At 42.0% G+C, this 21,480-nt stretch carries 20 protein-coding genes; 7 read left to right on the top strand and 13 right to left on the bottom strand.

Features of this window, described 5'->3' with window-relative positions; all coding sequences use genetic code 11:
* Positions 1–55 precede the first annotated feature (55 nt).
* From mutM to ispB, 7 genes are all read right to left on the bottom strand, one after another.
* Positions 56–880 (bottom strand): bifunctional DNA-formamidopyrimidine glycosylase/DNA-(apurinic or apyrimidinic site) lyase, encoded by an 825-nt coding sequence (gene mutM / locus EL242_RS01050; protein ID WP_126301173.1) that lies wholly within the window; start codon positions 878–880, stop codon positions 56–58.
* Positions 881–925: 45 nt separating this feature from the next.
* On the bottom strand, positions 926–2,224 hold the full coding sequence (brnQ, locus tag EL242_RS01045; RefSeq protein ID WP_126301172.1) for a branched-chain amino acid transport system II carrier protein: 1,299 nt from the start codon (positions 2,222–2,224) through the stop codon (positions 926–928).
* A gap of 112 nt (positions 2,225–2,336) precedes the next feature.
* On the bottom strand, positions 2,337–3,059 hold the full coding sequence (gene fabG, locus EL242_RS01040; protein WP_126301171.1) for a 3-oxoacyl-ACP reductase FabG: 723 nt from the start codon (positions 3,057–3,059) through the stop codon (positions 2,337–2,339).
* Positions 3,060–3,079: 20 nt separating this feature from the next.
* Positions 3,080–3,544 carry a hypothetical protein gene (locus EL242_RS01035; RefSeq protein WP_126301170.1) on the bottom strand — a complete coding sequence of 155 codons (465 nt, stop codon included), beginning with the start codon at positions 3,542–3,544 and terminating at the stop codon, positions 3,080–3,082.
* Positions 3,545–3,560: 16 nt separating this feature from the next.
* On the bottom strand, positions 3,561–4,496 hold the full coding sequence (gene fabD / locus EL242_RS01030) for an ACP S-malonyltransferase (RefSeq protein WP_126301169.1): 936 nt from the start codon (positions 4,494–4,496) through the stop codon (positions 3,561–3,563).
* 250 nt (positions 4,497–4,746) lie between these two features.
* Positions 4,747–5,493, bottom strand: coding sequence for an epoxyqueuosine reductase QueH (locus tag EL242_RS01025; protein WP_021279635.1), 747 nt, complete (start codon positions 5,491–5,493; stop codon positions 4,747–4,749).
* A gap of 102 nt (positions 5,494–5,595) precedes the next feature.
* The gene (gene ispB, locus EL242_RS01020; protein WP_126301168.1) at positions 5,596–6,591 is read right to left on the bottom strand and encodes an octaprenyl diphosphate synthase; all 996 of its coding nucleotides are present in this window, start codon (positions 6,589–6,591) and stop codon (positions 5,596–5,598) included.
* Between the two features lie 278 nt (positions 6,592–6,869).
* On the opposite strand from ispB, the gene rplU reads away from it, so the two are divergent.
* From rplU to EL242_RS01005, 3 genes are all read left to right on the top strand, one after another.
* On the top strand, positions 6,870–7,181 hold the full coding sequence (gene rplU / locus EL242_RS01015) for a 50S ribosomal protein L21 (RefSeq protein ID WP_006251992.1): 312 nt from the start codon (positions 6,870–6,872) through the stop codon (positions 7,179–7,181).
* A gap of 20 nt (positions 7,182–7,201) precedes the next feature.
* Positions 7,202–7,459 (top strand): 50S ribosomal protein L27, encoded by a 258-nt coding sequence (gene rpmA, locus EL242_RS01010; protein ID WP_006249511.1) that lies wholly within the window; start codon positions 7,202–7,204, stop codon positions 7,457–7,459.
* Between the two features lie 100 nt (positions 7,460–7,559).
* On the top strand, positions 7,560–8,480 hold the full coding sequence (locus EL242_RS01005) for a DMT family transporter (protein ID WP_126301167.1): 921 nt from the start codon (positions 7,560–7,562) through the stop codon (positions 8,478–8,480).
* 48 nt (positions 8,481–8,528) lie between these two features.
* On the opposite strand, the gene EL242_RS01000 is transcribed toward EL242_RS01005, so the two are convergent.
* Positions 8,529–9,341 (bottom strand): Cof-type HAD-IIB family hydrolase, encoded by an 813-nt coding sequence (locus EL242_RS01000; RefSeq protein ID WP_126301166.1) that lies wholly within the window; start codon positions 9,339–9,341, stop codon positions 8,529–8,531.
* A gap of 116 nt (positions 9,342–9,457) precedes the next feature.
* Between EL242_RS01000 and EL242_RS00995 the strand changes: the two genes are divergently transcribed.
* Together EL242_RS00995 and EL242_RS00990 are read left to right on the top strand one after the other, a co-directional pair.
* The gene (locus EL242_RS00995) at positions 9,458–10,135 is read left to right on the top strand and encodes a phosphoribosyltransferase family protein (RefSeq protein ID WP_126301165.1); all 678 of its coding nucleotides are present in this window, start codon (positions 9,458–9,460) and stop codon (positions 10,133–10,135) included.
* Positions 10,136–10,257: 122 nt separating this feature from the next.
* On the top strand, positions 10,258–10,668 hold the full coding sequence (locus EL242_RS00990; RefSeq protein ID WP_021279633.1) for a DoxX family protein: 411 nt from the start codon (positions 10,258–10,260) through the stop codon (positions 10,666–10,668).
* Positions 10,669–10,747: 79 nt separating this feature from the next.
* Here EL242_RS00990 and EL242_RS00985 read toward each other — a convergent pair whose 3' ends face one another.
* The gene (locus EL242_RS00985; RefSeq protein ID WP_126301164.1) at positions 10,748–12,082 is read right to left on the bottom strand and encodes an anaerobic C4-dicarboxylate transporter; all 1,335 of its coding nucleotides are present in this window, start codon (positions 12,080–12,082) and stop codon (positions 10,748–10,750) included.
* 284 nt (positions 12,083–12,366) lie between these two features.
* Between EL242_RS00985 and EL242_RS00980 the strand changes: the two genes are divergently transcribed.
* Positions 12,367–13,371, top strand: coding sequence for an ornithine carbamoyltransferase (locus tag EL242_RS00980; RefSeq protein ID WP_126301163.1), 1,005 nt, complete (start codon positions 12,367–12,369; stop codon positions 13,369–13,371).
* A 112-nt stretch (positions 13,372–13,483) separates the two neighbouring features.
* Here EL242_RS00980 and EL242_RS00975 read toward each other — a convergent pair whose 3' ends face one another.
* From EL242_RS00975 to menB, 4 genes are all read right to left on the bottom strand, one after another.
* A complete protein-coding gene (locus EL242_RS00975) occupies positions 13,484–14,197 on the bottom strand; it encodes a tRNA1(Val) (adenine(37)-N6)-methyltransferase (RefSeq protein WP_172595332.1) in 714 nt (237 codons plus the stop codon).
* Positions 14,198–14,255: 58 nt separating this feature from the next.
* The gene (locus EL242_RS00970) at positions 14,256–14,762 is read right to left on the bottom strand and encodes a Dps family protein (RefSeq protein WP_126301162.1); all 507 of its coding nucleotides are present in this window, start codon (positions 14,760–14,762) and stop codon (positions 14,256–14,258) included.
* Positions 14,763–14,936: 174 nt separating this feature from the next.
* Positions 14,937–17,339, bottom strand: coding sequence for a penicillin-binding protein 1B (mrcB, locus tag EL242_RS00965; RefSeq protein ID WP_126301161.1), 2,403 nt, complete (start codon positions 17,337–17,339; stop codon positions 14,937–14,939).
* 82 nt (positions 17,340–17,421) lie between these two features.
* The gene (gene menB / locus EL242_RS00960) at positions 17,422–18,279 is read right to left on the bottom strand and encodes a 1,4-dihydroxy-2-naphthoyl-CoA synthase (RefSeq protein WP_126301160.1); all 858 of its coding nucleotides are present in this window, start codon (positions 18,277–18,279) and stop codon (positions 17,422–17,424) included.
* Between the two features lie 175 nt (positions 18,280–18,454).
* Between menB and EL242_RS00955 the strand changes: the two genes are divergently transcribed.
* Entirely contained in the window at positions 18,455–21,460 is a 3,006-nt protein-coding gene (locus EL242_RS00955; protein ID WP_126301159.1) for a glycoside hydrolase family 2 TIM barrel-domain containing protein, read from the top strand.
* Positions 21,461–21,480 lie beyond the last annotated feature (20 nt).

The following is a 21,480-nucleotide window of genomic DNA, read 5'->3' as shown; positions in this document are numbered from 1 at the left end:
TTAACGTTTCAACAAGCTGTCTCTCTCCCTCAGGGGGAGAGAGTTTATTATTAGATTATTTCGGCAATCTCTGACACTTTGGGCAAAAATAGGTATTACGCTGCCCGATTACTTTGGTTTCAATTGTCTTTCCGCAGTCATTACAGGCTTCCCCTTTTCTTCCATACACTTGCAACACTTGAGCGAAATAGCCCGGTTTGCCATCAGGTTGGATAAAATCTTTCAGTGTTGTGCCGCCTTGAATAATCGCTTTCGTTAGTACTTCTTTGATGGTTTTTACTAAACGTTCGCACTGTTTTTCGGTTAAGTTCTGGGCGGCAAGTTCAGGGTGAATACCTGCCATAAACAGGCTCTCACAAGCGTAAATATTACCCACGCCGACCACGATGTCATTATTCATAATAAACTGCTTGCAAGCGGTGGTTTTTTTGCGACTTTTTGCAAAAAGATAACCGCTTGTAAACGCCTCTGATAGTGGCTCCGGTCCAAGTTTAGCAACCAGTTCGTGCGTTTCCGCTTGTTCCGCCCACAGCCAACAACCGAATTTGCGAGGGTCGTTGTAGCGTAAAATTGTGCCGTTGGTGGTGACTAAATCGATGTGGTCGTGCTTACCGAAAGCGATATCGGCGGTTTGAGACAAAATCCCGAGCGAGCCGGACATTCCTAGATGCACCAAAATATCGCCTTTGTCGGTGCGGATAATCAGATATTTGGCACGTCTTTCTACTGCGGTAATTTTTGCCCCTGCCATTTGGCTTAATTCAGGACTCACCGCCCAACGTAACTTTGGCTGACGAACGATGATTTGTTCAATAGTTTGCCCAACCAAATAGGGCGATACACCACGAACGCTGGTTTCAACTTCGGGTAATTCAGGCATTATTCTCTCCTAAAAAAGAGGCAGTGAATGCTCACTGCCTTTACTTTATTTATGCTTTCGACCGGTAAGCGGGTGGATAATTGCTCCAATAATAGCTCCAATGATAGCGAAAGGTAGCCATTCCATCGAGTAAGATTTTAGAGGCAAGTTTTCGGTAAACCCGACACCGGCAACTGAAGCTATCGCTACAATTGTCACTAATAGGAGTGATAGACGTTGTGCAGACAACGGAAGTTTAATCACTAAATTAATCAGCAACATTAAAATGACAGTCATTGCTATTGGGTAGAGAACTAATAATACCGGAATGGATTTGCTAATAACTTCTTTTAATCCTTGGTTAGCAACAGTAAAACTAATCACAGTAAATAAGATAGCATAAACTTTATATGAAATTTTCGGAAAAATTTCATTAAAGTATTCACTGACTGATACGGCTAAACCGACAGCAGTGGTTAAACAGGCAAGTGAAACAATCACTCCTAAGACACTACGTCCGAGTTCACCAAAGGCTTGGGTAGTCACAGTGTTAAGAATGTAAGTGCCTAGATCCAATTTTCTTTCTGATAACATCGAAAGTGTGTCTGCACTAATTGGCATATTATTACCAATCCAACCTAATGAAATATAAATTACGGCTAGAGCAACTGCTGCAACTAAGCCAGCAGCAACTGTTTGGCGTTGTAATGCGGCTTGGCTTACCCCTTTCCCACGAATAGCATTTAATACAATTACCGAATAGGCTAACGAAGCAAGTGCATCCATAGTTAGATAGCCATCAACCATACCTTTAAAAAAGTAAGATTGTTCATTCGTATTAGACGTAATGATTTGTGGATCGGCATCTAAAATAAAGCCGGCTCGAATAACTAATCCAATGATGGTGATAAGCAAGATCGGAGTAAGAATTGCACCAATGCGATCAACCATTTTACTTGGATTTAGCGCTAACCATAGGGTAAGAGCAAAGTAAATTAAGGTAAAAATTAACATTGATATTTGGCTGGAGTCTCCTAAAAACGGCATTATCGCCATTTCATAGGCAGTTGCTGCCGTGCGTGGACCGGCAAAGAATGGCCCGATCGCTAAATAGATAGAAGTTAGGAATGCTAAAGAAAACCAAGGATGGATTTTGTCTAATGCAGATTTATAGCCTCCATTATAAAATGCACTGACGATAATACCGAGTAGAGGAAGCCCTACTCCAGTTAAAACAAAGCCTGAAATGGCTGAGAAAAATTCTGTACTACTTTCATAACCTAATTTTGGTGGGAAAATCAGATTGCCGGCACCAAAGAAAATAGCAAACAATAAAAAGCCTACTACTAATGTATTTCTAGTCATAACATATTCACACTTTTTCACCTATAAAGCAGGTGATAACACAAAATAACAAATAACAAAACCGAACTCTGAATTTACAAAGCTCGGTTGAAAAAAGACCGCTTGTAGCGGATTAGCTCATATATAAGCCACCATTAACGTGCAGGGTTTCTCCATTGATATAACGAGCATCATCGCTGGCTAAGAAAGCGACTGCTTTAGCAATATCTTGTGGAGAGCCGAGTTCGCCGGCTGGGATTTGGCTAAGAATTGCATTGCGTTGTTCTTCGTTTAATTCATCGGTCATATCGGTGGCAATAAAACCCGGCGCGACCACGTTTACCGTAATGCCGCGGCTTGCTACTTCTTTCGCTAAAGATTTAGAAAAACCAACTAAGCCTGCTTTGGCAGCACAGTAGTTGGTTTGCCCTGGGTTGCCCATTGAGCCGACCACCGAACCGATCGTGATAATACGCCCGCCTTTTTTCATCATCGGGCGTAATACCGCTTTGGATAAACGATAAACCGAAGTTAAGTTAGTTTGAATGATGTCGAACCAATCGTCATCTTTCATACGCATTAATAAGCCATCACGTGTGATGCCGGCGTTATTGACTAACACGTCCACATCGCCAAAGGTCTCTTTGATCTGCTTTAATACGCTCTCGATGGATTCTGCATTGGCAACATTTAGCACTAAGCCTTTGCCGTTCTCACCTAAATAAGCTGAAATGGATTCCGCTCCTTTTTCAGAGGTTGCGGTGCCGACTACGATGTAGCCTTTTGCTACCAATTCTTCGGCAATCGCTTTGCCGATTCCACGGGTTGCTCCCGTGACTAATGCGATTTTGCTCATAAATTCTCCTTAGTATGACGTTATAACGTCAGAATATAAAAAATAAAAAGGGTAATAAAGTAGTTTATCACGGTCGTTAAGCCACCAAATAAGGCATATTTCACCGCACTACCTTGTTTAGGATAAATCCAACGAGGGCGAGTAAATGCCCAAATGGCTGAAAAAACCAGTGGCCCTAAACTACTAAACAGATACATTTGGAACAATACCACCGCCCCTTTTGGATCGCTATTGCTTAACAGCACACCATATAATGCCCAAGCTTGAATAGCGGCAGCTGTAATAGCCGAGCCACCGATAAAGGCGTGGCGGATTTTGGGGTTTAGACTTAAAAAATAGGCTAAAAATGAGCAACCGGCAGCAATGACTAACATTCCCATATTTACGTCTAATGTTTCTTTAGCGATACCAACAGTATAAGCTAAAGGTAAAATCACTAAGGCAATCAATGCACTGGTTAGCATAAAGAGGGTTTCTTTGCTCATTTTACGCTCCTGAAAATTAAGCCTCAACCGCCTCAAAGCTGGCAACATCGTTTACCGCTTTTGCCGATAATTCTTTCACAATACGACCAGCCAAACCGGTTAAGACTTTGTTCGGACCGATTTCATATAAAGTAGTGATGCCATCTTGTGCCATTTTTTCAACGGTTTCCGTCCAACGAACAGGGCTGTAAAGTTGGCGAACAAGTGCATTACGAATGGTATCGGCATCTGTTTCCACTGCCACATCCACGTTGTTGATAACAGGGACAAGCGGTTGATTTAGCTCAATATTTTGCAAGGCTTCGGCTAATTTTTCTGCCGCCGGTTTCATTAAAGCACAGTGTGAAGGTACGCTCACCGCTAATGGTAACGCACGTTTTGCACCTGCTTCTTTGCACAGTTCTCCGGCACGCTCGGCAGCTGTTTTTGTTCCGGCAATCACAACCTGCCCCGGGCTGTTAAAGTTTACCGCAGAGACGATTTCACCGGTCTCGTTTGCTGCTTGCTCGCAGGCTTTGATAATGCTTTCGTTGTCTAAGCCGATAATCGCAAACATCGCACCGCTACCAGCCGGAACAGCCTCTTGCATTGCACGACCACGCAATTCGACCAATTTAATCGCATCTTGGAAATCCAACACACCGGCACACACCAATGCTGAGTATTCCCCCAAGCTATGTCCTGCCATCACGGCTGGTTTTTGCTCAGGGAATTTTTGTTGCCAAATGCGGAAAAGTGCCACGCTTGAGGCAAGCAACGCAGGTTGAGTGCGGTGGGTTTGCCCTAACTCTTCGGCAGTACCGTTTTGCACTAAATCCCATAAGTCATAGCCAAGCACATCACTTGCTTGTTTGAAGGTTTCTTCCACGATTGGATATTGTGGCGCAAGGTCGGCAAGCATTCCAACCGCTTGTGAGCCTTGACCGGGGAAAACCATAGCGAATTTTGACATTTGTTATTATTCCTTCTGTAAATTTTTAAGTTGAAATCTATATCTGAGTTTTCGTTACTTTCTTTGCTTGTGCAAAGAAAGTAACCAAAGAAACACCCCTACTTCACCGCTTATCCTCACTTAGTTTGAATTGGTTTCACGGAAAATTTACATTCGCTTCGCTCAGAGTAAATTTTCCTACCAATTCAAACACGTTCGGGCCGCCTTTCTTTTGGTTACTTTTCTTTGGCGAAGCAAAGAAAAGTAACATTTAATCGGGTGAGTAATAGAGCTTACCGATTTCAATCCGCTGACGCCCTGTTTCCAACCGCCATTTGTTGCTATCTCTTAACGAATAGACGCAACCGCAGTATTCTTGCTGGTAGAAACGTTCACGTTTGCTGATTTCGATCATTCGTTGTGAGCCGCCACCTTTACGCCAGTTGTAGTCCCAGTAAACCACGTCATCAAATTTGGCTGCTGCACGGTGACCACAGTCGTTGATTTGGTTCATATCTTTCCATCGGGAAATGCCTAAGCAACTGGTAAATACAGGGAAACCGTTGTTGTGAGCGTATTCCGCTGCTTTTTCAAACCGCATATCAAAGCACATTGTGCAACGAATGCCTCGTTCCGGCTCCCATTCCATTCCTTTGGCTTTTTTGAACCACTCTTTGCGGTCGTTTTCGTAGTCATCGTCTAAATCGATAAACGGAATACCCCACTTTTCGGCAAAGCGAATATTCTCTTCCTTGCGGATCAAATACTCTTTCAGCGGGTGAATGTTCGGGTTATAAAAATAGATCGTAAACTCAATGCCGGAGGCGTGAATAGCCTCCATTACCTCACCCGAGCAAGGGGCACAGCAAGAGTGCAGCAGTAATTTGTTATGCCCGTTTGGCAGCGTTAATTTCTCACGCACAAACGGGGCATTCGGGTCTTTTTTCTGATTTTGAGCACGGCGTCTCGCTCGTACGCTTTCAATATGTTCTTGGGGTTGTTGGTTTTGTTCAGTCATTGTTATGTTGGGGCAAATAACATTTGCCCAAAAGAATTATAGGTTATGGGGCAAATATCATTTGCCCCTACAAGTGGTTAAATTTATATGATTTTTTGCAAATTAATAAGAGCGATCCACCGATAAATACGCCAATGAAACCAAGGCTTGTTTGTACTCGCTTTCCGGTAAAACCCCTAATGAATCCACCGCTTTTTGGGCTTCTTCACGGGCTTTTTGCATGGCATAATCCAGAGATTGATGTTCTTGCATAATTGCCAATACTTGTGGAATTTGTTCCAATTCGCCGCCGTTTTCGATGGCATTGCGAATCAGCTCTGCTTGAGTAGTTTTGCCTGCTTTGTCGGCAGCGTGCATTGCGTGGAGCAATGGCAAGGTTGGCTTACCTTCCACAAAGTCATCACCTACGTTTTTGCCTAAACTTTCGCTTTGAGCGGAGTAGTCTAAAATATCGTCAATCAGCTGGAATGCCGTGCCTAAGTAGCAACCGTAATTTTTTAATGCGATTTCAATTTCTTCAGAAGCATCGGCAGCAATCGCCACGCATTGGGTTGCCGCTTCAAACAAACGGGCAGTTTTATTGTAAATGACCCGCATATAGTTCGCTTCAGTGGTGTTGGGGTCGTTCACGTTCATTAATTGCTGAACTTCCCCTTCTGCCAACGCATTGGTGGCGGCAGACATCACTTTTAACACCCTCAGAGAGTCTAAATCCGTCATCATCTGGAACGAGCGGGTGTAGATAAAATCTCCTACCAATACACTGGCTGCATTGCCAAAATGGGCGTTTGCAGTCGGTCTGCCACGACGCATATCGGATTCATCGACTACATCATCATGCAAAAGTGTAGCAGTATGTACAAATTCAATAAAAGCAGCCGCCGTGATGTGTTTTTTACCACCATAACCCAACGCACGAGCCGCAAGCACCGCAATTAACGGGCGAATACGTTTCCCGCCGCCGGCAATAATATAATGCCCGAGCTGATTAATCAGTAAAACTTCCGAATTAAGTTGAGCCAAAATTTCTGCATTTACCGCTTGCATATCTTCATTTGCAAGGGCTTGAATTTGTTCTAATGAAAGTTGCACAGCCATCGAATCCATAAAAGTAAGACAAAAATTGGGTAGATTCTACCTTAATTTAGTCCGTGTTCAAAAAAGAATTATGATTTTGTTGTAAAATCGGAGCAGTCTATTGTTTTTTAGTCGCAGTTGAAACAAGCGGTAGTATTTTTACCATTTTTTGCAAATTTCAAAAAATTCTCAAAATCGCTCTTGCTCTTTCGAATCTTTTTCCGTAGAATTGCAACCCTATTTTTATGAATTAATTTAGTGCCTAAAAGCAAAAGCAGTTGGCACATAGCGGAGTAAATATGTACGCAGTTTTCCAAAGTGGCGGCAAACAACACCGAGTAAGCGAAGGCCAAGTAGTTCGTTTAGAAAAACTTGAACTTGCAACTGGTGAGAAAGTTGAATTTGACTCAGTGTTAATGGTCGTTAATGGTGAAGATGTTAAAATCGGTGCACCGGTTGTAGCAGGTGCAAAAGTAGTGGCTGAAGTTGTAGCACAAGGTCGTGGCGAGAAAGTTAAAATCGTTAAGTTCCGTCGTCGTAAACACAGCCGTAAACAACAAGGTCATCGTCAGTGGTTCACAGAAGTGAAAATCACTGGGATTCAAGCATAATTTCAGAGGAGATCTAGAAGATGGCAACTAAAAAAGCTGGTGGTTCAACTCGTAACGGTCGTGATTCTGAAGCTAAACGCCTTGGTGTTAAACGTTTCGGTGGTGAATCTGTATTAGCAGGTAGCATTATCGTTCGTCAACGTGGTACTAAATTCCACGCGGGTAGCAATGTAGGTATGGGTAAAGACCACACTTTATTTGCAACTGCTGACGGTAAAGTTAAATTTGAAGTGAAAGGCGAGAAAAGCCGTAAATATGTAAGCATCATCGCTGACTAATCATTTCAAAATCAATAAGAGACCTCGCCAATGGCGAGGTTTTTTGTATTTTAAGATTTCCAAATATAGAAAACATAGAATAGAAAAAGGAATTTCAGCAATGAAACAACGCCCTTTACTTGGTTTTTCACTTGCATTAACCGCAGCAATGACGTGGGGAACGTTACCGATTGCCGCCCAGCAAGTATTGAAAGTGATAGATGCACAAACTTTAGTTTGGGCTAGGTTCGTTGTGGCATCAGTAGGGCTATTGTTGATTCTAGGATTTGCAAAACGTTTACCCAAATTGACCGCTTGTAGTAAAAAAGAATTTGGTCTAATTTTGTTAGGAGTATGCGGTTTGTCGGCAAATTTCTTTTTGTTTGCAGAGGCTCTGCACTATGTTTCGCCTACCACCAACCAAGTATTGTGGCAGTTAGCTCCATTTTCGATGATTCTATTAGGCGTATTGTTGTTTAAAGAAAAGTTCGGCTTGTTTCAAAAGATCGGCTTTATATTATTGATAGTCGGGCTTGTCGCATTTTTTAACGATAAATTTGCTGAAATTTTGCAGCTCAACACCTACGCTCTCGGAGTTTTATTGAGTGCCGGAGCCAGCTTGATTTGGGTGCTATACGGCGTGGCTCAAAAATTATTATTAGCGAAATTTAACTCTCAGCAAGTGCTGTTTATTATTTACATCGGCTGTTCTCTGCTGATGTTACCGTTTGCCTCACCGGCACAGTTAGGCAATCTTGAGGACGGTTTTCTGTGGGGTTGCTTTATTTATTGCTGTTTGAACACCTTAATTGGCTACGGTTCATACGGTGAGGCGTTGAATCATTGGGATACTTCAAAGGTTAGCATTGTAACCACGATGTTGCCGATTTTTACGATGATCTTTTCCAACCTTAGCCACTATTTTTATCCGCATATTTTTGCCAAGCCGGATATGAATTGGATCAGTTATCTTGGGGCGCTGGTGGTCGTCAGTGGGGCGATTTTAGCGATTGCAGGCGATAAGTTATTTAGGCGTAAATAAAAATTACAAGCGGTTGTAAATGGAGAAAAATTTACAACCGCTTGCTTTTTAAATCACCTCAAGCGTTTCAAGGGCGTATAGAATACCGTCTTCCTCAATCGGCTTGGTGATGAAATCTGCCACCGCTTTTAATTCTGGCACGCCATTACCCATTGCCACACCAACCCCTACGGTCGGGAGCATTTCCAAGTCGTTAATGCCATCGCCAAATGCCATCGCATTTTCAATCTCAATATTCAATGTCGCCAATACATCTTGAATACCGCGTGCTTTCGAGTTCTCTTTTCTAAGAATATCTACTGCATGCGAATGCCAGCGAGCCTCTTTTAAATCATTTGCAAAAATTCCGCTGTTTTCGACCGCTTGTTTCTGCTCTTCGGTGTAGAACAGCAACATTTGCACAATTTTCTCTTTTTCGTAGTAGTGTGGATCGATCAAATAATTCGGTGTGATCGGTAAAACTGCTTCGTGCACAATCGGATTTGTGGCGGAAACCGCAACGGTCATTGGCGTAATAAACGCATACGGAATACCCAAGGCATTGGCTTTTTCAATGATGCGTTCAATTTGCTCACGGCTTAACGAATAATCACTAATCATTTGATCTTTATAGAAATTATATTGCCCGTTAATGGTAACAAACAGCTCAAAACCGGTTTCCGGGTTTAAATAAGGTTTTAGGGCTTCAGGAAAGCAGCCGTGATTTCTGCCGGTGGCAATTGCCGGAATAATACCTTTGGCTTTTAAACGAGGTAATACCTGCTCGGTAATTGATTTTGGAATATAGGCTTTATGTTTTACATAGAGGGTGTCATCAATATCGAAAAAGACAATTTTGATCGGTTTTTGGAGGGATTTCATCTCGGTTTCCTTTTATGTGTGAATGAGGAGATTTTACTCTTTTTTCGAGCGATGTCACAAAAATAGCCGGAAAAAATAAGGCTAAATTTGATAATCTGCAAATAAAAGGAGGAAATGTGAATCTCTTTGGGTTTCGTTGCTTTCGTTGTGATAATCCACTTGCTATTGGTGTGCAAGGTGTTTGCAGCCATTGCCAAAAACTGCTAAAGCCTACGCCTTATTGCCGTCATTGCGGAATGAGTGCGGTGGAGTATCGAAATAGTTGTGGATATTGTTTAAAAAATGAACCGAAATGGCATAAGTTAGTGAGAGTAAATGAATACCGACCGCCGCTTTCGCATTGGGTACATCAATTCAAATTTCAGCAACAGTATTGGTGGGATCAAGCCCTCGCCCGACAATTACTACTGGCAATTAAGCAAGCTCAACGGGAACAAGTTCTGAGCTTGCCTGAAGTAATTATGCCTGTGCCACTTTTTTGGCAACGGCATTGGAAAAGAGGGTTTAATCAAAGTGAATTATTGTGTAATTGGCTGGCAAAGTGGTTACAGATTCCGCTGGATACACAGAGTTTGCAACGTATAAGAGCAACCGTCTCACAAAGAGAATTGACCGCTGCTGAACGGCGGAAAAATCTACGTGGGGCGTTTTGCTATCAACCGTTAAAAGCCTATAAACGAGTGGCGATTGTTGATGATGTGCTTACCACCGGCTCAACTTTAAATGCAATTTGTGCAGAGTTATTAAAAGCAGGGGTAGTGGAAATTCAAGTTTGGGTGTTGGCGAGGGCTTAATTGTTTATTAATGGTAAATAATCTATTTCATTACGGCTGGATTGTGAAGTATAGGTTTTTAAAATAGAATGCCTGCCTCAATCAATTGACCTTTATATCACAATTTATTTTAAGGAAAGCAAATGAACTCTACTTTAACGAATTTACAACCTTTAGCGTTTTTAATCACCCGTGTTGTTGCCGGTTATATGTTTTTATTACACGGCACAGCGAAATTTTTTGAATTTCCAATGTCGATGACCAACGGAAACGGCAGCGTACCTCTTGCCTCCATTTATGGTGTAGGCGGTATTTTGGAAATTGTGGGCGGAATTTTCTTTATTTTAGGTCTATTTACCCGCCAAACAGCGTTTATCCTTTCAGGTATGATGGCATACGCGTTCTTCATTGTTCACGGAGCTCAAGGCAATGTGCTATTACCTTTATTAAACGGCGGTGAATTAGCAGGCGTGTATTCGGTATTATTCTTAACCTATATTTTTATCGGTGGCGGAAAATACTCGTTAGATGCAAAACTCTTTAACAAAGCCTAATTGGTTTTGCAGTAAATAATCAAGCGGTCAGATTTGGTAAAAAATTTACTTAATCTGACCGCTTGTTTTTTTGTTAAAATTAAATTAGCACATTTGCAACGGCGATACCGACAATACAGGCAGTAATTACGCCAACTAAACCCGGAGCCATAAAGCTGTGGTTGAAGTAATATTTACCGATTTTAGTGGTACCGGTTACGTCAAAGTTAACGGTTGCGATATCAGACGGATAATTCGGAATAAAGAAGTAAGCATAAGTTGCCGGCATTAAACCAACTAATAATGGAGCAGGCAAGCCCATTGCAATGCCTACCGGTAATAACATTTTTGCGGTTACGGCTTGACTGTTTACTACTACAGATACCGCAAACAAGGCGAAGGCGAATGTCCAAGGTTGGGCTCGAACCATTTCTGTTACCCCTTCTTTGAACGCCGGCATCGCGTGGGTAAAGTAAGTATCGCTCATCCAAGCAATCCCGAAAATTGCAATGGTTGCTACCATACCGGATTTGAATACAATACCGTTTGGTACTTTTTTCGGGTCGGTTTTGGTTAAAATTAAGATTAAACCACCGAAAGTTAACATCACGATTTGAATGATTTGATCCATACCGGCAACTTTGCCTGTAGCTGCGACAGTTGGCTTAATGGATGGAATCATTGCAATAATCACAATGGTTGCAATAGCAGCTAAGAATAGATAAACCGAGTTTTTCGCACTTGATGGCAGTTTTTCGTCTAAAGATGTTGCACTCGTTTGCTCGATTTGTTTACGTAGCTCAGGGTCTTGCATACGACGTTGATACTCAGGATCGTCTTCCAACTCTTTACCACGGCGTAAGCTATATAATGACATCGCAATCACGCCACAGAAGGTTGCAGTAATAGTTACCCCTACTACATTTAATAAAGTCACCCCTTCAAATCCCGGTAATTTAACGATTTCGGTTAAGTAATAGGCAACTGCGGCAGAAAGCGGGCTACCGGTGATTCCTAGTTGTGAGGCAACAGAGGCTGCAGCCATCGGACGCTCTGGGCGAATTTTATTCTTTAAGGCAATATCACCGATAATCGGCATAATGGAGTAAACTGAATGCCCTGTACCGAGCATTAAGGTCATCAGATAAGTTACAAGTGGTCCAAGAAATGTAATACGCTTTGGGTTGCTACGCAAAATACGTTCGGCAACTTGTAACATAAATTTTAAACCGCCTGCCGCTTCCAAAATAGAAGCACAAGTTACCACAGCTAAAATTACTAACATCACACTAATTGGTGGAGCGGAAAGCGGCATTCCCAAGAAGAACACTTCAACAAATAAGCCGATGCCGGAAACCACCCCTAAACCGATACCACCAAAGCGGCTACCTGCATATAAAAAGGCTAATAAAAGCAAAAATTCTGCATAAAGCATAAGAACCTCATTAAAAATTAAAAGATATTTACTAGGTGTGAGTTTACTCCTAGCTATTTTTTATTACTTTGAAATAAATCAAAAATAAATAACTATAAAGGGGAGTATGAGCAAATTTACTCGTTTTGAGATTACGTTTCAAGATGCTAAAATTTCAATTCGTTATATTTAGGGGTGGTTTTATTTACCTTAGTTAAAAATAAGCAAATTCTGTTTGCCAAAAGTGAATTTTTATGCAATTATTTTGCATAAAATAAATTTTAATGTTTACAGGGAGAAACAAAATGGCATTTAACTTAAAAAACAGACATTTATTAAGTTTAGTAAATCACACCGAGCGTGAAATCCGCTTTTTATTAGACTTGGCTCGTGATTTAAAGCGTGCGAAATATGCAGGTACAGAACAGCAAAAATTAAAAGGTAAAAATATCGCTTTAATTTTTGAGAAAACCTCGACCCGGACACGCTGTGCCTTTGAAGTGGCAGCTTACGATCAAGGGGCTCACGTTACCTATATTGACCCAACCTCCTCGCAAATCGGGCATAAAGAATCAATGAAAGACACCGCCCGAGTGCTAGGAAGAATGTATGATGCTATTCAGTATCGTGGCTTTAAACAATCGGTGGTACAAGAACTTGCCGATTATGCAGGCGTGCCGGTGTTTAATGGTTTAACCGATGAATTCCACCCAACTCAAATGTTGGCGGACGTGCTAACTATGATCGAAAACTGCGAAAAACCGCTTAGCCAAATCAGTTATGTCTATATCGGCGATGCTCGCAATAATATGGGCAATTCGCTACTATTGATTGGTGCGAAATTGGGTATGGACGTGCGGATTTGCGCCCCGAAAGCCTTATTACCGGAAGAATCATTCGTGAAAATGTGTGAAAAATTTGCAGCGGAATCGGGGGCAAGAATGACGGTAACCGAAGATATTGAGGCTGCAATCAAAGGTGTAGATTTTGTGCATACGGATGTTTGGGTCTCAATGGGTGAGCCGTTAGAGAGTTGGGCTGAACGTATTGATTTATTAATGCCTTACCGAGTAACGCCTGAATTAATGCAAGCAACCGACAACCCGAAAGTGAAATTTATGCACTGCTTACCGGCGTTCCACAACAGTGAAACTAAAGTCGGCAAAGAGATCGCCGAAAAATATCCTGCACTGGCAAACGGCATTGAAGTAACGGAAGAGGTGTTTGAATCGCCCGCAAATGTGGCATTCGAGCAAGCCGAAAACCGAATGCACACTATTAAGGCGGTGATGGTAGCAAGCTTGGCATAATAGCTAAGTCTAAAAAGCGGATTATCTTGGGTGGTAATCCGCTTTTTAGTTTAAGGGCTAGCTCATAGAAGCTGAAGGAAATTTATGGCAACCCCCTAATCTGGGGAGTAAATTAAAAATTCAAATAAAAATCTTGGGTAAGTCTTTTAAATTCAGTAGTGTAACAATTATCTAGATCGTAGATGATCAGCTCTTTATGTTCACATGTTTGCTTGTTTAAACTAAAATTCACTACACTGCGTTTAGCCAATTTGCCGGCCTTAGTAAAAATTAACCATTGTTCAACACAATACAATCCAATTTGTTCACTTTGATCAACTAATTTTTCTGCAGCTGCTATTGGTAAAATCAGAGTAATTTTACCGTTCTCTGCTAACCATGATTTTGCTTTTGCCAGCCAATTCAAGTGGCTGTAATGGCTAATTGAGCGAGCTAAATCTCTTTCTGAGGTTCGAGCTGCAAGTGAATCTGCAAAATAAGGAGGGTTACTAACAATCAAGTCAAATTTCTGTTCAAATGCCTGCTGCATCACATCACCTTGCAAAACGGAAATCCGATTTGCCCATGCAGAATTTTGGGCATTTTCGACCGCTTGTTGGTAGGCATTTGGTTCAAGTTCCAACGCAGTAATGTGACAACAATCATCTGTTCTCTGAGCAAGCATAAGTGCTACTAAACCAGAACCTGTACCCAGATCTAAAATATTCTGACAATCTTTTATGTGAGCAATCGCTCCCAATAAAATACCATCTGTATTTACCTTCATAGCACATTTGTCGTGCTGAATAAAAAACTGCTTAAATTGAAATCCTTGCGACATATCCATCTAAAAAATTAACCCCTGAGAATTTTTAATTATCAGGGGTTAATTATATTATTGCAACTTAGTTACAAGAACAGCCTTGTGCGTAGTCTGAACATTCAGCACAAGCTGCAGTGAACATCCATACTAATTTTTCTTGCTCTTTGATGTAATCACTCATTTGAGAGGCAGTACCTTCATCGTTTGCATCATTTGCTAGAGCAAGAATTTCACGTTGTTGTCCTAGTAATGTTTTGAAACCATTTAAAGTACCACGTAAACATTCTTGTGCAGCTGAAACACCAATATGTTCTTGAATTTGTGACTTGGTTAAATATTGGCTGAACGCATTTTGAGGTGTGTGACCTAAGGTTAAAATACGTTCTGCAATTTCATCTACTTTTGTCACTAAATCATCGTAGATTTCTTCAAATTTTGCATGTAATTCAAAGAAGTTCACACCACGTACGTTCCAATGGTAGCCACGTACATTAGTGTAAAACACTTGGTAAGTAGCTAATAAACCATTTAACTCATCTGCTAATTTTTTTGCGACTTCTTTATCTAAACCGATATTTGACATTGCCATAATATGCTCCTCTTAATTGTTAATCTTGAAAAATTAAATTAGATACTGCTTATTTAATTTATTACTATATTACAATCCAAAATGAAAACTAGCAAATGGTTATAATATATACTTTTTATAGGTGGAACCTATCAACTTATACATCTTGAATGATAATGGCTATCAAATTTATTTTTATTCAATTGGTGCAACTTCTTCAGTAGGGATTGGTTGCTTCCCTTCAGCTTCTTCTGCTTTAGCCTCGATATTTTCTTTTTTCAGCGAAAGTGCATCCCAAACACTTGGTTTTTCTGTAGCCACTACATTACCAGCACTGGTACAATAACGTTGCCCTTTATCTCGCCAAACTGGAATTTGTCTGCCACTATCGCAATTCCAGCTACCATAACTATTAATCCCCACCCATTGCATCGTATTAAGTTTCGGTAATCTATACGCCTGAGGCAAGGCTCTCTCAAGATATTGCTTATACACATACAATGCACCACTTGAACCGGTGAGGTTGGTATCCCCATTGTTATCTTTACCCAGCCAGACGGTCGTGACGTGTTCGCCATCAATTCCCACAAACCAAGTGTCTCGAGCATTATTGGTCGTACCGGTTTTGCCGGCTAATTTCAGTTTGGCAAAATCGTTTTGTAAGCTACGAGCCGTGCCTCGTTCCACAACCTGCTGCATCGCATACATTGTTTGCACCGCAGCTTCTGCCGGAAGCACTTGCTCACTTACTTTGGCATTGTCTCGCTGGTAGAACATTTCACCATTGTGAGAAATAATTGCCTCAATGGTGGTTAATGGTGTTTTTAGCCCTTCATTAGCAATGACTTGGTAAGAACGTGTTACATCGTAAGGCGAAATCGAATATGAACCCAGCAAGGTTGATGGGTAAGGTGGAATTTCTGCATTATCCCAGCCCATCTCTTTTTGTTTGGCAATGACTTTTTTTAAGCCAACTTTCATACCAATATTCACCGTTGGAATATTCAGAGAGCGGACTAAGGCGTCCATTAACATCACCGAGCCACTAAAACTGCGATCATAGTTACGGGGTGTCCAGTAGGTTGAACCAACCTTAATTGAAATTTGTTTATTTTGGATCGGTGTATTTAAACGGAATAATTCAGGCTGTGCCAAGGCAATCGCATAAACCGATGGTTTGACTAAAGAACCGATTTGGCGTTTTGACTGAATCGCACGGTTAAAGCCGGCAAATTGGGTTAAGCGGTCTCCTACTATTGCCCTCACTTTACCTGTGCGGTATTCCGCCACGACAATCGCCGATTGCAAATCGCTGACTTTTTTATTTTTACTTTCCAGATCTTCCAAACCGGTAATCACTGCTTGTTCGGCTGAACGTTGCTGTTTACGGTCAAGGGTCGTAAAAATTTTAGTACCGGAAAGTTGAGCTGACTTAATTTCGCCTAACTCATTTTTCAAATCAATGGTTAATGCCTGCATAAAGGCAGGTTGCTCACGGTAAATCGTGCCTTTTTCACGAATATTAAGCGGGCGGGAGCTTAACAGGTCGTAAAGTTCTTGGTTGATCACTTGATGATCCAACAACAATCTTAACACCACATTACGCCGCTCTACCGCTCCTTGCGGATTTCGCCACGGGTTATACAGTGACGGACCTTTTACCATTCCCACCAATAACGCAATTTGGTCTAAGCTAATCTCTTGAATCGGACGGCCAAAATAGAATTGGCTTGCCAATGCAAAACCGTGAATTTGGTAGCTACCGTTCTGCCCTAAATAAATTTCGTTGAGATAGGTTTCTAAAATGCGGTTTTTATCATAGCGAAAGTCCAAAATCACCGACATTAACGCTTCATTTACCTTACGCACCAACGATCTTTCATTGCTTAAGAACAAGTTTTTTACTAACTGTTGCGTTAAGGTACTCCCACCTTGCACCGTTCTGCCGGCTTGGTAGTTAGTGATTAATGCACGGGCAATACCGATTGGGCTAATCCCATCGTGCTGATAAAAGCGGCGATCTTCGGTTAAAATTAGCGATTCAATTAACAAGCGAGGGTATTGTTGTAAGCGTAATGCTTGACGTTCTTCATCGCTATCGGAATGCAGTAACGCCAGTAATTTCGGATCCAAGCGGAACTCCTCGATCAACTTACCCTGCACCAAATCTTCAATATAAGTTAATTTATCTTGTTTGAAAGTTAAACGAAGCACTCGTTGCGATTCCGGTGTTTCTGGAAACGGGAAAGCTCGGCGTAGCAACACCAGCTGATTTTCTTCAATTTTGAAATCACCTGGTGTCGCAACTTGAGAAACTTGGCGATAGCCGTTATCCAGCAAAGCCTGCTTGGTTTGCTCGAGTGTCAAGTTATCTTCAATTTTAATGCTTTCAATACGAGCATACACCTCAGCCGGTAATTCCCATATCTGCCCATCCATTTTGCTGCGGATTTTACCATCTAAATAAATGCCGTAAAAAGCCATACTGCAAGCTCCTATCACCCCGATTTTGAATAAGGTTGAAAGGAAATAGTTTCGCTTTTTCGGTTTTTGCTCAGGCTCTTGCTCGCTCTGCTCGTTTAACTCAACATCTGACATAAAATTAACTTAAATTAGAAAAGGTAAGCGGTCGATTTTTGCAAATTTTTTGCAAAATCGAACCGCTTGTATTTGCCGTCAATTATGGATTGCGGCGGAATTTGCTGAAGTCTGGCTCACGTTTCTCGTTGAACGCATTGCGTCCTTCTTGCCCTTCTTCTGTCATATAGAACAACATTGTTGCATTACCAGCAAGCTCTTGCAGGCCAGCCTGACCGTCACAATCTGCATTCAATGCTGCTTTTAAGCAACGTAAGGCAATCGGGCTGTTTTGTAGCATTTCGCGACACCAACGCACAGTCTCTTTTTCTAAATCAGCATAAGGCACAACGGTATTGATTAAGCCCATATCTAACGCTTCTTGTGCATTATATTGACGGCATAAGAACCAAATTTCACGCGCTTTTTTCTGACCGACTAAACGTGCCATATAGCTTGCACCCCAACCGCCGTCAAATGACCCCACTTTCGGGCCGGTTTGACCGAATTTGGCGTTATCTGCCGCAATGGTTAAATCACATAACATATGCAGAACGTGCCCACCACCAATCGCATAACCGGCAACCATTGCTACAACCGGCTTCGGGCAGGTACGAATATCACGTTGGAAATCCAATACGTTTAAGTGATGCACACCGCTTTCATCTTTATAACCACCGTAATCTCCACGCACTTTTTGGTCGCCGCCGGCACAGAACGCATATTTGCCTTCACCGGTTAATACGATAACGCCGATTTTTTCATCAAAACGGGCATCAGCAAAGGCTTCAATCATCTCTTTTACCGTTTGCGGACGGAAAGCGTTACGTACTTCCGGGCGGTTAATGGTGATTTTGGCGATTCCGTCTTTTGATTTGTGGTAACGAATATCGCTGTAACCTTCGCTGTGATCAACCCACTCAACCGGTGCATATAAAAATTCTTCGCTTGGATATAACATTGGTAAATTCCTTGAAAAATGACATAAAAAATTCTTGTGATTATAACGGAATCGGAGGAAAAAGGTGAGGAAATTATTTTGTGATCCGCCTCACAATTTTTCACATAGTTAATTGCCCTATTTTATAAGAGAATTAAAGTATTCGTATTTATATCTTTTTGATCATAGGGCTTTTATGTCGTTACTGAATTACTACCAAGACCCGAGCGTGTTGCACCTTAATACCACTCCACACCACGCTTATTTTATTCCGTTTGCTAAAGGACAAACGCCGAATCAGTTGGAACGGGAACAATCTGAGTTATTTACTTTGCTAAATGGCGATTGGAATTTTAATTTCTATCCAAGCCCGCACAATCTGCCGGAGGATTTCCTCAACACCACATTTGCTCACAAAATCCCCGTGCCGTCTAACTGGCAAACCCAAGGCTTTGATGCCCATCAATACACTAACATCAACTACCCGATTCCGTTTGATCCGCCTTATGTACCACACCAAAACCCTTGCGGGGTATATCAGCGTGAAATCATGTTTAACTCCAAGCCTAACAAACGCTATTTGCTGAATTTTGAGGGCGTAGATTCGTGCCTGTTTGTTTATGTAAACGGCGAATTTGTCGGCTACGGGCAAATCAGCCACAGCACCAATGAATTTGACATCACTCAACAGCTTAGACAGGGCAAAAACAGCCTCATCGTGGTGGTGCTAAAATGGTGTGACGGCAGTTATTTGGAAGATCAAGACAAATTCCGAATGTCGGGCATTTTTCGTGATGTCTATATTTTGGAGCGTGAGCAAAACTACCTGCAAGATTTCTTTATCCGCTACGAGTTAAACACCGATCTTTCAAAGGCAAAACTCAAGGTGGAAACACAATTTTCCGTCCACACTGAAGCTGTGCATTTTCAACTTTTCGACCCTGAAAACCGCTTAGTCTGCGAGCAAACAAGCGGTGATTTTTGCCAAGAAATTTGCAATTTGTGTTTGTGGAATGCGGAAGATCCGACACTCTACACCCTACGCTTGAGCTACCAAAACGAAATCATTGAGCAAAAAATCGGCTTTCGTCAGATCCGTGTGGAAAATGGCGTGCTGCTATTCAACAACGCCCCGATTAAATTTAAAGGGGTAAACCGCCACGATTCCGACCCGAAAACCGGCTACAGCATTAGCCGTGAGCAAGCATTGGTGGATTTACGCTTAATGAAAGCCCATAACATCAACGCCATTCGCACCGCCCATTACCCTAACGCTCCGTGGTTTAGTGAATTGTGCGATCAACTCGGTTTTTATCTGATTGCCGAAAGTGATGTTGAATCGCACGGCTCCAGTTCGGTGTATATTGAAAGTCCGGAAAACAGTATTTTCCTCAATGTGTCAAACCCAAACAAACAGGAAGAAATTCGCCAACAAGCGGTCGATAATTTCTGTTATTTTGCAAGAGATCCGCTGTTCAAACAGGCGATTTTAGATCGCAACATAGCCAATGTAGAACGGGACAAAAACCGCACTTCAGTTATTATTTGGTCGCTTGGTAACGAGTCCGGCTTTGGTGAAAATTTTGAAGCCGCAGCCTGTTGGGTAAAACAGCGGGATCCGAGTCGTTTAACCCACTACGAAGGCTCAATTTACCAACATTCGGCACATCAAAACGATCTTTCAAACCTCGATTTATACAGCGAGATGTACCCAAGCACCGAGCGGTTAGAGGAATATTTTGCCGACCCGGCCAACCACAAACCTTTTATCTTGTGTGAATATTCTCACGCAATGGGCAATTCGAGTGGTGATATGGAAGATTATTGGCAAACCTTTCAACGCTACAGCAGTGCGTGCGGTGGCTTTGTGTGGGAATGGTGCGACCACGCCCCACTTCTGCCAAATTCAGACAAATACGGCTACGGTGGCGACTTCGGCGAAACCTTGCACGACGGCAATTTCTGTATGGACGGTTTGGTTTCCCAACACCGCATTCCGCACAGCAATTTGCTTGAAGTTAAAAATGTCAATCGACCTGTGCGAGCGGAATTAAAAGCAGGCAAAATTTGGCTGAAAAATCAATTAGATTTTACCAACCTTGCCGATTATCTTACCGTTCATTACACCTTTACTGAAAATGGGACAACCATTGATCAGGGGCAGCTATCGGTAAATTGTGAGCCAAATCAGACCGCTTGTTTAGCCTTAGCGTTGCCGACTCCAAACGACAAGCTACAGCTTTTAACCCTTGATTATCGCTTGAATGACAGCAAGGCTTTATTGGCAAAAGGTCATCATCTAGGGTTCGATCAACTCATATTAAACAACAAAATGGTAAAACCTGAGTTAAAAGCAAACCCACAAGCGGTCATTTTTGTGCAAAATTTTGCAAATGAATGGCAGATCCAAAATGGCGAATATCGCTACACGTTCGATAAACTCAAGGGGATTTTCAGCCGAATTGAGAAAAACGGCGTGCCGATTATTGAACAACCGCTTGATTTCAACATTTGGCGAGCCCCAACCGATAACGACCGCTTAATTCGAGAGTTTTGGCAAAAAGCAGGTTACGATAAATGCTACACACGGGCTTATCGTTCTGAGCTTACCCAGGATGAAAACGGCGTTACCATTGTGGCGGAATGTGGCATTGTAGCTACCGCTCAAAGCCGCATTTTAACGCTGGAAGTGGTTTATCATATCTCGCCCACAGGCGAAATCACGATAAAAGTCAAAGCCCAACGCCCGCCACATTTACCGTTTTTGCCTCGCTTTGGTTTGCGTTTCTTCCTCAATAAAGCCAATAACCAAGTAGAATATTTTGGCTATGGCGAGCGGGAAAGTTATATTGATAAACACCATTTGGCAAAGCTCGGCATTTATCGCCTCAATGCGAGAGAAAACCACACGGATTACCTCAAACCGCAGGAGAACGGCAGCCATTTCGGCACGCATTATGTGAAAGCACAAGATCTCGCTATTGTGGCGGAACAGCCGTTTAGCTTTAACCTTTCGTCTTATACTCAGGAAGAGTTGACCACTAAAACCCATAGCTATGAGTTACAAGAAAGTGGCTCAACGATATTGTGTGTGGATTACAAAATGAGCGGTATCGGTTCAAATTCCTGCGGCCCGAGCTTGAAAGAGCCGTATCGGTTAAATGAAACCAATTTTGAGTGGCTGCTTAAATTGAGTTTTTAACGAAAAATGCTCGTTCAAAT

The sequence above is a fragment of the Mannheimia haemolytica genome (assembly GCA_900638155.1).
Taxonomy (GTDB): Bacteria; Pseudomonadota; Gammaproteobacteria; order Enterobacterales; family Pasteurellaceae; genus Mannheimia; species Mannheimia glucosida.
Note: the sequence above shows the minus strand (reverse complement) of the source record. Positions and strands in the feature narration are given on the sequence as shown.